Here is a 10,179-nt window from a genome sequence, read left to right as displayed (position 1 = left end):
GAACGGGGGCGGCCGGTTCGGCGTGGACGGCGGCGGCGGCCGCAGCGGCCGCGGCGGGCCCCTCGCGGCGCGGCGGGGCGTTGTGGTCCTTGACCATGCGCAGGATCGTGTCGGCGGCGCGGGCCAGGCGCACCATCTCCGGCGGCGCGTCGTGCGGAGCGTCGGCGACCGCTTCGGCCAACTCCTCGGCCAGCCGCATGAGCTTGGGCGAGGCGCCGATCAGCCGGGCCTGGAACTCGATCTTGTGCGGGTCGCGGTCGTACTCCGCGCCGGGCACGCGCCAGCCGCCCCAGTCGTTGGGGTCGGTGACCACCACCGGATAGCTGCCCGGATAGGGGTGGTGGCCGCACTCTTCCGGCTGCTGCCACTTGTTCTTGGCGCGCAGCATCCGCCACTCGCCGGCCTTGGCGGCGGACGGCGCGTCGTCGCCGCGCTCGGCCTCCAGTTCATCGGCCAGGAACTCGCGCCCGAAGCCGACGTCGTAGGAGATGCGCACGGGCTCGTCGAAACCCTTGGCCCAGACGGGCTGGACCTTCTCGACGACAGCCCAGGCGCCGACGCACTCGACCCAGACTTTCTGACCCTTTTGGAACTGCGCCTTCGCCATTGCCGCGGACCTGAGAAAATTCAGGTCCCATCCTGCAGACCAAGGGTTAGCGGAGGGCTAAGGGTTTACGCGTGGCCCGCGGCCGGCTTGGAGATCGCCTCCAGCGCCTCGCCGGCGTAGCGTTCCTTCACCTTGGCGGCCATGTCGCCGATGGAGACCACGCCGCACAGGTCGCGCGCGTCGTTGACGATCGGCAGGCGGCGGATCTGCTCGCCGCTCATCTTGTTCAGCACGGTTTCGAGGTCGTCGTTCTCGTGCAGGAAGGTGACGTCGCGGGTCATCACCTCGCCGACCGGGGTGGACGGCGGCAGGGCGCCGGCGACGGCGCGGATGGCCAGGTCGCGATCGGTGACGGCGCCGATCAGGCGCTTGCCGTCGACCACCGGCATGAAGCCGAAGTCGCCGCGGGCCATGCGCTGGGCGACGCTCTGGATCGGCTCCTCGGGACGCGCCACCTCGACGTCGCGGGTCATCAAGTCACGGACTTTCATGGGAAATCTCCTGGGGTGATCGGGGTGGCCCCGAACAAACCCCCGGAGCGGAGCCGGGTTCCGGCCTTCCCGTCAGGCCAGATGCAGCAGCTTGACCAGGGCCAGGCCCGCCAGCGCCAGGCCGATCACCGAGCCGGTGGCCGCCGCCGCCACGCGCGGGCCGGCCTTGGCCACGGTGCGGATGTCGACGCCGAGGCCGAGCGCGGCCATCGAGACCACGGTCAGCAGCTTGGCGGTCGCCGCCATCGGCGCGGCCAGGGGGTGCGGGATCGCGCCCAGCGAGTTGAGAACGGCCAGCAGCAGGAAGGCCACGACGAACCAGGGCACCAGCTTGTGCAGGGGCGGCCGGGCGAGGGTCTCGCCGGCGGCGGCCGAGCGGCGGTTCTGCAGCAGGGAGAAGCCGACCACGACCGGGCCCAGCATCAGCACGCGGGCCAGCTTGACCAGGGTGCCGACCTGCAGGGCCAGGGTCCCGACCGGGGCGGTGGCGGCCAGCACCTGCGGCACGGCGTAGACCGTCAGGCCGGCGATGGTCCCGTACTGCAGCTGGCTGAGGTGCAGGGCCGGGACCAGCAGGGGCAGGGCCAGCACCACGATCACGCCCAGCACGGCGGTGAAGGCGATGGCCGAGCCGACTTCCTCGGGCTCGGCCTTGATGACCGGCGCGACGGCGGCGATGGCCGAGTTGCCGCAGATGGCGTTGCCGGTCGCGACCAGGGCGGCGGTGCGGTGGGGCAGGCCCAGCGTCCGACCGAGGCCGTAGCCGCCGACCAGCGCGATCACCACGACCGCCGCGATGCCGGCCAGCAGGCCCGGACCGGCGGCCAGCAGGGCCGCGGCGCTGAGGCCCGCGCCCAGCAGGGCCACGGCGATCTCCAGCAGGGTCTTGGCGCTGAAGCCGACGCCCGCGCTCCAGGCCGGCCCGGGCTTCCAGGCGGTGCGCACGGCCGTGCCGATCAGGATGGCCAGCACCAGGCCCTCGATCCAGGCGCGCCCGAACAGCCGCTCCTCCAGCCCCTGCACGCCCATGGCCGCCAGGGTGACGGCCAGGCACAGGGCGACGCCGGGGGCCACGCGCCGGGCCTGTTCGCTCAGGCGGCGCAGGGACGGCGCGGACGGGAGGGCTACGGTGGTCATGGGGTACTCGGGACAGGTGACGCAGGGGAACCTGCGCCGAACCCGGATGATCGGGCAAACGAGTTGTCGTGCTTGATCTGATCGGAAATCGTGATTGATTGTCCGCATGACCCTCGAACAGCTCCGCGTGTTCGTCGCCGTCGCCGAGCGTCTGCACATGACCCGCGCGGCCGAAGCCCTGAACCTCACCCAGTCGGCGGCCAGCGCGGCGGTGGCGGCGCTGGAGGCGCGCCACGGGGTGCGGCTTTTCGACCGGGTGGGCCGGGGCCTGGCCCTGTCGCCGGAGGGCCGCGCCTTCCTGCCGGAGGCGCAGGCGGTGCTGGCGCGGGCGGCGGCGGCGGCGCAGGTGCTGGACGACCTGGCCGGGCTGCGGCGCGGGGCGGTGGCGATCTACGCCAGTCAGACCATCGCGAGCTACTGGCTGCCGCCGCGGCTGGTGCGGTTCCGCCAGGCGCACCCGGCGGTTCAGGTCCGCCTCTCGGTCGGCAACACCGCCCAGGTGGCCGCCGCGGTCGCCGCCGGTGAAGTCGACCTCGGCTTCGTCGAGGGCCCGGTGGAGGATCCGTCGCTGGAGCGCACCCGCGTGGGCGCCGACCGGCTGGCCGTGGTGGTCGGCGTCGACCATCCGTGGGCGGCGGGCGGGGCGATCTCGTCGGCCGACCTGGCGAAGGGGCCCTGGGTGCTGCGCGAGCCGGGCTCGGGCACGCGCTCCGAGTTCGAGCAGGCCCTGCGCCGGCGCGGGCTGGATCCGGCCGCGATCGAGGTCGCGGCCGAACTGCCGTCGAACGAGGCGGTGCTGGCGGCGGTGCGGGCCGGCGGCCTGGCCGCGGCGGTCTCGGAGCTGGCGGCCGAGCCCATGCTGGGCGCGGGCGTGCTGCGCCGGGCCGCGTTCGACTTCCCGGAGCGGGCGTTCGAGCTGCTGCGCCATCCCCAGCGCCACCGCAGCCGTGCGGCCGAGGCGCTGATCGGAATGCTCGCCTAGAGCTCCGCCAGCCGCCGCTCCAGCTCCGCCATGTCGGCCGGGAGCGGGGTCTCGAATCGCATCGCCTCGCCGGTGACGGGGTGGACGAAGCCCAGCACGGCGGCGTGCAGGGCCTGGCGGCCGAGGCCGCTCGCTTCCAGCGCCTCCTGCACCGGCCTGGCCGGCTTGCCGGAGCCGTAGACCGGGTCGCCCAGGCAGGGCGCGCCCTTGTGGGCCATGTGCACGCGGATCTGGTGGGTGCGGCCGGTCTGCAGCCGGCAGGCGACGCGCGCGGCCAGCGGCTTGTCGGCCGGGCCGAAGGCGCGCTCGACCTTGTAGAAGGTCACCGCCTCGCGGCCGCCGGACTTCAGCACCGCCATCTTCTTGCGGTCGCCGAGCGAGCGGCCGATTCGGGTCTCGACCGTGCCGCGGGCGGGCTGCGGCGCGCCGCGGGTCAGCGCCACGTAGACGCGTTCGATGTCGTGGCGAGCGAACAGGGCCGACAGCCCCGCGTGGGCGGCGTCGGTCTTGGCCGCGACCATCACGCCCGAGGTGTCCTTGTCCAGCCGGTGGACGATGCCCGGGCGGGCCACACCGCCGACGCCGGACAGCGAGCCGGCGCAGTGGTGGAGCAGCGCGTTGACCAGGGTGCCGCGCTCACAGCCGGGGGCGGGGTGCACCGCCATGCCGGACGCCTTGTCCAGCACGATCAGGTGGGCGTCCTCGTAGAGCACCGACAGCGGAATCGCTTCCGCCTCAGGCTCGGCCGGGGCGGGGGCCGGCACGGCGATGCGGTAGGTCCCGGGCTTGGCCTTGGCCGAACCGGAGGTGACCGGCGCGCCGTCGAGCGTCACCGCGCCCTCGTCGATCAGGGCCTGCAGGCGCGCGCGCGACAGATCCGTCACCGCCTCGGCCAGGGCCTTGTCCAGTCGCACGCCGGCCTGGTCGGGGCCGAGCACGGCCTCGATCTCACGCTCGGGGGCGAGGTCGTCGGCCTCCAGGTCGGGCTCGAAGTCGTCGGGCTTCATCAGGCGGGGCGCTCAAAAGCGAAAGGCCCGGACTTGCGATCCGGGCCTTCCAAATTCTGCCGATCCGGAAGGATCAGGAGATGTCTTCGTTGATCAGGCCGACCTTGAAGAAGCCGTTGTCCTGCAGGTCGTTCAGCACTTCCATGAACTGGCCGTACTGGACGTCGGCCTGGGCGCGCACGAACACCTGCTCTTCGGTCGGGTTGTCGCCGCCCAGACGGCCGGCGAGGTCGCCCGCCAGGGTGTCGAGCGAGGTCTTCTGGTTCATCTCTTCACCGCGGCCGATGAAGAGGTCGCCGTTCTCCTGGATGGAGATGAACACCGGCGGCTCGACCTTGCCCACCGGCGGCGTGGCCGGCGGCATGTCCAGCTTGATCGACACGGTGGCCAGCGGCGCGGCGACCATGAAGATGATCAGCAGCACCAGCATGACGTCGACGAGCGGCGTGACGTTCAGGTCGGCGTTCGTAGCGACCGTGTATTTGGAATCACCGCCGCCGGACAGCTTCGCGCCCATTCGCGTACTTCTCCCCATTGAGCGCGCGTTCAGTGCGCAGCTCTGATCTTAAATTCGGCCGGACATTCGCTCCGACGTCAACCGATGTAAAGCCTCGTGACGTTCGGAGGTTGCGCTTTCATGCCGCAGGCGAATAAAGCGAGGCTTAATCAGCCCCGTTGGGTCATCCGCAAGAAGCGTTCCTGCGCACTCTTGTCCGACTTGAACACCCCAGTGAACCGCGTGGTTATGGTCGAAACATGGCGGTGGTGGACGCCGCGGGTGGTCATGCACTGGTGTTCGGCGTCGATCAGCACCGCGACACCGGCCGGGTTCAGGCTGTCGGTGATGGCGTCGGCGATCTGGGCGGTCAGGGTTTCCTGGGTCTGCAGGCGCTTGGAGAAGATCTCCACTACGCGCGCGATCTTGGAGATGCCCACGACCTTGTCGGTCGGCAGGTAGGCCACGTAGGCCTTGCCCAGGAACGGGGCCATGTGGTGCTCGCAGTGGCTCTCCACCTCGATGTCGCGCAGCATGACCATGTCGTCATAGCCCTGCACGTCTTCGAAGGTGCGGGCCAGTTCCTTGGCCGGATCGGCGTCGTAGCCCTCGAACCACTCCTGGAAGGCGTCGACCACGCGCTTGGGCGTGTCGAGCAGGCCTTCGCGGGCCGGGTCGTCGCCGGTCCAGGCGATCAGGGTGCGAACCGCCTGCATGGCTTCTTCGCGAGTCGGCTTTTGGGGGGCGGAATCGACGGCCTTCAGAGCGGCGCGGTCCTGGGCGAAAGCGTCCATACTTTTTCTCTCCGGGCCGGCTTAGTGGCGCCGGGACGATGGTCCCGGAATGACGCGTGCCGCCCTTTGCATCGCGGGAACGGATGACGGAAGGACCCTCGAGGTTCCCGTCCCGGTTTTCCCGGAGGCCGCGAAGCTATATGGGACGCATCCCCGATCCGGCAACACGGCCCGACCATGAAGCTCGCCCTCTACGACACCCTGTCGCGCGAAAAGCGCGATTTCGAGCCGCAGGACCCGAAGCGGGTGACGCTCTACGTCTGCGGGCCGACGGTCTACGACTGCGCCCACGTGGGCAATGCGCGCCCGCCGGTGGTGTTCGACGTGCTGAACCGCGTGCTGCGCAAGCTCTACGGGGCCGAGCACGTGGTCTATGCGCGCAACGTCACGGACGTGGACGACAAGATCAACGCCAAGGCGGCCGCCGAGGGCGTGCCGATCGGCGAGATCACCGCCCGCTACGAGAAGATCTATCTCGAGGACATGGGCCGGCTGAACGTGATCGCGCCGACCCTGGCGCCGCACGCCACCGACCACATCGGGGCCATCGTCGAGCAGATCGCCGCCCTGATCGAGCGCGGCCACGCCTACGCCGCCGAAGGCCACGTGCTGTTCGACGTCGGCAGCTACGCCGACTACGGCGCCCTGTCGGGCCGTTCGGTCGAGGACATGATCGCCGGCGCCCGCGTCGAGGTCGCCCCCTACAAGAAGCATCCCGCCGACTTCGTGCTGTGGAAACCGTCCAAGCCCGGCGAGCCGGTCTGGGAAAGCCCGTGGGGCGGCGGCCGGCCGGGCTGGCACATCGAGTGCTCGGCCATGATCGAGGCCAACCTCGGCATTCCGATCGACATCCACGGCGGCGGGCACGACCTGATCTTCCCGCACCACGAGAACGAGATCGCACAGGGGCGCTGCGCCCATGGCCAGCCGACCTACGCGCGCTACTGGGTGCACAACGGCTTCCTGACCATGGACGCCGAAAAGATGTCCAAGAGCCTGGGCAACGTGCTGCTGGTCCACGACCTGGTGAAGACCGTGCCGGGCGAGGTTGTGCGCTGGGCCCTGCTGGCCGCCCACTACCGCGCGCCGCTGGACTGGACCGACGACCTGCTGACCCAGTCGCGCAAGAACCTCGACCGCCTGTACGGCGCGCTGCGCCGCGCCCAGGGCGTGGAGGTCGAGCCGGTCGAGCCGCCGGCCGCCTTCATGGAGGCCCTGCTGGACGACCTGAACACCCCGCGTGCGGTGGCCGAGCTGTTCGCGCTGGGCAAGGCGCTGGAGACGGCCGAATCGGGGGGCGCGCGCCGCAAGGCCAAGGCCGAGCTGCTGGCCGCCGCCGAGCTGCTGGGCGTGCTGACCGGCGATCCGGACGCCTGGTTCGAGGCGGGCGTGGACGACGCCTTCCGCGCCCGGGTCGACGCGCTGATCCAGGCCCGCGGCGAGGCCCGGGCTAGCAAGAACTGGCCCGAGGCCGACCGCATCCGCGGCGAGCTGACCGCGCTGAACGTCGAGGTGATGGACGGCCCGACCGGCGCCACCTGGCGGATGAAGGAGCCGGGGTGAGCCATTAATCCGCTCATCCCCGCGAAAGCGGGGACCCAGAGCTCGACGGCTCAGGCCGTCATGTGCGTTATGCGCGGCGAGCAATCGTCCGACGTTTGCGTCCTGGGTCCCCGCTTTCGCGGGGATGAGCGGAAATTGGGAGCCGGCGCCATGACCCTCGACCGCTACCGCATGTTCGCGGCCTACAACGCCTGGGCCAATCAGCGGATCTACGAAGCCTGCGCGAGCCTGCCGGCGGCGGACTATCACGCCGAGCGCAAGGCGTTCTTCGGCTCGCTGCACGGGACCCTGACCCACGTGCTGGTCGCCGACCGCATCTGGATGCGGCGGCTGACCGGCGAGGGGCCGAGCTACGACCGGCTGGACGTGGCGCTGGCCGACGATCTCGCGACCCTGCAGGCCATGCGCCTGATCGAGGACAGGCGCATCTCGGCCTATGTCGACGGCGTCGACCCGGCGGCGCTCGATAAGCCGTACGGCTACGCCAACATGAGCGGGGTGGCGCTGGAGCAGACGCTTTCGAGCGCGCTGGACCATGTCTTCAACCACCAGACCCACCATCGCGGCCAAGCTCACGGCCTGCTGTCGCTGGCGGGCGTCGAGCCGCCGGCCCTGGACCTCGTCTACTTCCAGCGCGAGGCGGGGATCACGCGGTCGGTGTGAGGCGCGGCCCCGCCCTCGTTTGTCGACTGAGGGCTACTGAACCGCCGCGCTCGGCGATAAACAGCTCGGATTCCGGCGTTCGCCGGCATGAGCGAATAGGGGGATGTCCATGAACAAGCTGGCCGTGTCCGTGGCGGCGATGGCCGTCGCGCTGGGCGCCTTCGGAAGCGCCGCCGCGCAGACCAAGGCGCCGTGGGAAACCGACATTCTGCCGCCCGCCCTGGCCTGGCACGGCAAGAGCGAGAAGCTGATCGCCAAGCCGAACGACCCGTGGATCACGCCGTCGGAGACGACCGGCATCACCGCCACGCCGACCTACGCCGAGACCCGCGCCTTCATCGAGAAGCTGGACGCCGCCTCGCCGCTGCTGACCCTGTCGACCTTCGGCAAGTCGGCCCAGGGGCGCGACATGCTGGTGGTCTACGCCACCAAGGACCCGGTGGTGGACGGCCGCCCGCAGCTCGATCCGAACAAGCCTGTGCTGCTGGTCCAGGCGGGCATCCACGCCGGCGAGATCGACGGCAAGGACGCGGGGCTGATGCTGCTGCGCGACATCGCCTTCAAGGGCAAGGACAGCCTGCTCGACAAGGTGAACTTCGTGTTCGTGCCGATCTTCAACGTCGACGGCCACGAGCGCACCTCGCCCTACAGCCGTCCCAACCAGCGCGGGCCGGTCAGCCAGGGCTGGCGCACCACCGCCCAGAACCTCAACCTGAACCGCGACTACGCCAAGGCCGACGCGCCGGAGATGCGGGCCATGATCGGCCTGATCCGGGCGGTGAACCCCGACCTCTACATCGACCTGCACGTCACCGACGGGATCGACTACCAGTACGACGTGACCTTCGGTTACGAGGCCGAGGACGGCCGAGCGGGCCGCTCGCCGGCCGGCGGCGCCTGGCTGGACCAGGTCTATCGCCCGGCGGTGGAGAAGGCGCTTAAAAGCCAGGGCCACATCCCCGGCAAGCTGGTGTTCGGCGTCGACGACCGTAATCCGGACACCGGCCTGGCCAGCGTCGCCTCGCCGCCGCGCTTCTCCACCGGCTACGGCGACGCCATCCGCGTGCCGACCGTGCTGGTCGAGAACCACTCGCTGAAGCCCTACAAGCAGCGCGTGCTGGGCATGTACGTGCTCATGGAGCAGTCGCTGAGGTCGCTGGCCGCCGACGGCGCGGCGCTGAAGGCGGCCGAAGCGCAGGACGACGCGCGCCGCCCGACCCAGGTCATGGCCAACGCCGTGCCGAAAAAGGAGCCGACCGGCCAGCGCGACTTCGCGCGGATCGCCTTCGAGAAGTACCGCTCGGAAGCTTCGGGCGGGGACGAAGTGCGCTGGCTGGGCAAGAAGGCCGACACCAAGCCGCTGCCGCTGTTCACCGACGCGCCGACGTTGGCGCTGGACGTGCCGACGGCCTACTGGGTGCCGGTCACCAAGCCGGAGGTGATCGAGCGCCTGAAGGTGCACGGCGTCCGCATGGAGACCCTGACCGCGCCGCGCACGGTGCAGGTCGACATGACCCGCTTCGGCTCGGCCAAGCCCGCGGCGCAGGTCAACGAGGGCCACGTGCCGATCCAGGCCGAGGGCTTCGAGCACGAGCGCCGCAGCGAGACCTATCCGGCCGGGTCGGTGCGGGTGCCGACCGACCAGCCGCTGGGCGAGCTGGCCGTGCTGCTGCTGGAGCCGCAGAGCGAGGACTCGCTGTTCGCCTGGGGCTTCTTCCCCGAGCTGCTGCAGCGGACCGAATACATCGAGGGCTACGCCATCGCGCCGCTGGCCGAGCGCATGCTGGCCGCCGACCCGAAGCTGAAGGCCGAATTCGAGGCCAAGCTGAAGGCCGAACCGGACTTCGCTAAGGACCCGGACGCGCGTCTCGCTTGGTTCTATGCGCGCACGCCTTATTACGACGACCGTTACCTGCTCTATCCGGTGGGCCGGGAGATTTCTGGAGAGCCGCGCTGATGGCGTTTCGCGTCGAGTACCGCATCGGGATCAAGGCCACCTCCGACGCCATCTGGGAGGTGCTGTCCGACCTGGAGTTCTGGGGGACGTGGAACCCGATCCACCCCAAGGCCTCGGGCAAGATCGGCATCGGCCAGCCGCTGGCCCTGCGCGAAACCATCCCGGGCCTGCCGGAGCGCGACTTCAACGCGACGGTGGTGGAGTGGGTGCCCCGCCAGCAGCTGATCTGGGCGGAGAAGCGCGGGTTCATGTCCCGCTCGGTCCGCTATTTCGAGATCGAGGAGCTGGATCCGGGCAGCTGCATCTTCGCCATCGGCGAGATCTTCGAGGGCGCCCTCGGCGAGGTGGAAGGCAAACGCACCAAGCGCGTCCGCAAGGCCGCGTTCGAGCAGCTGGCCGAGGCGCTGCGGGCCAAGGTCGAGGCGTAGGAGCCGAGTCTGGCGCATAGCGCTTGTGCGCGGCGTGAGAACGATGATTTCTGG

At 70.5% G+C, this 10,179-nt stretch carries 11 protein-coding genes; 5 read left to right on the top strand and 6 right to left on the bottom strand.

Annotation, left to right across the window (positions count from 1 at the left end; translation table 11 throughout):
* From G3573_RS06140 to G3573_RS06130, 3 genes are all read right to left on the bottom strand, one after another.
* On the bottom strand, positions 1–607 hold a 607-nt coding region (locus G3573_RS06140), incomplete at its 3' end, for a hypothetical protein (protein ID WP_346427347.1).
* Between the two features lie 65 nt (positions 608–672).
* Positions 673–1,098: a CBS domain-containing protein gene (locus tag G3573_RS06135; RefSeq protein WP_163260151.1), complete on the bottom strand. Its 426-nt coding sequence runs from the start codon at positions 1,096–1,098 to the stop codon at positions 673–675.
* 72 nt (positions 1,099–1,170) lie between these two features.
* On the bottom strand, positions 1,171–2,235 hold the full coding sequence (locus G3573_RS06130; RefSeq protein WP_163260149.1) for a putative sulfate exporter family transporter: 1,065 nt from the start codon (positions 2,233–2,235) through the stop codon (positions 1,171–1,173).
* A 106-nt stretch (positions 2,236–2,341) separates the two neighbouring features.
* Between G3573_RS06130 and G3573_RS06125 the strand changes: the two genes are divergently transcribed.
* Positions 2,342–3,217, top strand: coding sequence for a LysR family transcriptional regulator (locus G3573_RS06125; RefSeq protein WP_163260147.1), 876 nt, complete (start codon positions 2,342–2,344; stop codon positions 3,215–3,217).
* Here G3573_RS06125 and G3573_RS06120 read toward each other — a convergent pair.
* The 3 genes from G3573_RS06120 to folE all read right to left on the bottom strand — a co-directional run bounded on the left by G3573_RS06120 (position 3,214) and on the right by folE (position 5,514).
* Complete coding sequence (locus tag G3573_RS06120; RefSeq protein ID WP_163260145.1) at positions 3,214–4,224, bottom strand: RluA family pseudouridine synthase; 1,011 nt, start codon at positions 4,222–4,224, stop codon at positions 3,214–3,216. The genes G3573_RS06125 and G3573_RS06120 overlap by 4 nt on opposite strands.
* Before the next feature lie 73 nt (positions 4,225–4,297).
* Positions 4,298–4,741, bottom strand: coding sequence for a biopolymer transporter ExbD (locus G3573_RS06115; protein WP_163260143.1), 444 nt, complete (start codon positions 4,739–4,741; stop codon positions 4,298–4,300).
* Positions 4,742–4,890: 149 nt separating this feature from the next.
* On the bottom strand, positions 4,891–5,514 hold the full coding sequence (gene folE, locus G3573_RS06110) for a GTP cyclohydrolase I FolE (protein ID WP_163260141.1): 624 nt from the start codon (positions 5,512–5,514) through the stop codon (positions 4,891–4,893).
* Positions 5,515–5,691: 177 nt separating this feature from the next.
* On the opposite strand from folE, the gene cysS reads away from it, so the two are divergent.
* From cysS to G3573_RS06090, 4 genes are all read left to right on the top strand, one after another.
* On the top strand, positions 5,692–7,077 hold the full coding sequence (gene cysS, locus G3573_RS06105; protein ID WP_163260139.1) for a cysteine--tRNA ligase: 1,386 nt from the start codon (positions 5,692–5,694) through the stop codon (positions 7,075–7,077).
* A 150-nt stretch (positions 7,078–7,227) separates the two neighbouring features.
* Positions 7,228–7,740: a DinB family protein gene (locus G3573_RS06100; RefSeq protein ID WP_163260137.1), complete on the top strand. Its 513-nt coding sequence runs from the start codon at positions 7,228–7,230 to the stop codon at positions 7,738–7,740.
* Positions 7,741–7,849: 109 nt separating this feature from the next.
* Positions 7,850–9,697 (top strand): M14 family metallopeptidase, encoded by a 1,848-nt coding sequence (locus G3573_RS06095; protein WP_205598097.1) that lies wholly within the window; start codon positions 7,850–7,852, stop codon positions 9,695–9,697.
* Positions 9,697–10,125 (top strand): SRPBCC domain-containing protein, encoded by a 429-nt coding sequence (locus tag G3573_RS06090; protein WP_163260133.1) that lies wholly within the window; start codon positions 9,697–9,699, stop codon positions 10,123–10,125. Before G3573_RS06095 ends, G3573_RS06090 begins: the two co-directional genes overlap by 1 nt.
* Positions 10,126–10,179: the final 54 nt, after the last annotated feature.

Origin of the sequence: Caulobacter sp. 17J65-9 (assembly GCF_010975005.1) — a bacterium.
Taxonomy (GTDB): domain Bacteria; phylum Pseudomonadota; class Alphaproteobacteria; order Caulobacterales; family Caulobacteraceae; genus 17J80-11.
Note: the sequence above shows the minus strand (reverse complement) of the source record. Positions and strands in the feature narration are given on the sequence as shown.

What these genes read in the sequence shown, in the direction of transcription:
- G3573_RS06100 (WP_163260137.1), top strand. Translation starts at nt 7,228, where the DNA reads ATGACCCTCGACCGCTACCGCATGTTCGCGGCCTACAACGCCTGGGCC.
- G3573_RS06125 (WP_163260147.1), top strand. Translation starts at nt 2,342, where the DNA reads ATGACCCTCGAACAGCTCCGCGTGTTCGTCGCCGTCGCCGAGCGTCTG.
- G3573_RS06095 (WP_205598097.1), top strand. Translation starts at nt 7,850, where the DNA reads ATGAACAAGCTGGCCGTGTCCGTGGCGGCGATGGCCGTCGCGCTGGGC.
- cysS (WP_163260139.1), top strand. Translation starts at nt 5,692, where the DNA reads ATGAAGCTCGCCCTCTACGACACCCTGTCGCGCGAAAAGCGCGATTTC.
- G3573_RS06135 (WP_163260151.1), bottom strand. Translation starts at nt 1,098, where the DNA reads ATGAAAGTCCGTGACTTGATGACCCGCGACGTCGAGGTGGCGCGTCCC.
- G3573_RS06090 (WP_163260133.1), top strand. Translation starts at nt 9,697, where the DNA reads ATGGCGTTTCGCGTCGAGTACCGCATCGGGATCAAGGCCACCTCCGAC.
- folE (WP_163260141.1), bottom strand. Translation starts at nt 5,514, where the DNA reads ATGGACGCTTTCGCCCAGGACCGCGCCGCTCTGAAGGCCGTCGATTCC.
- G3573_RS06115 (WP_163260143.1), bottom strand. Translation starts at nt 4,741, where the DNA reads ATGGGCGCGAAGCTGTCCGGCGGCGGTGATTCCAAATACACGGTCGCT.
- G3573_RS06130 (WP_163260149.1), bottom strand. Translation starts at nt 2,235, where the DNA reads ATGACCACCGTAGCCCTCCCGTCCGCGCCGTCCCTGCGCCGCCTGAGC.
- G3573_RS06120 (WP_163260145.1), bottom strand. Translation starts at nt 4,224, where the DNA reads ATGAAGCCCGACGACTTCGAGCCCGACCTGGAGGCCGACGACCTCGCC.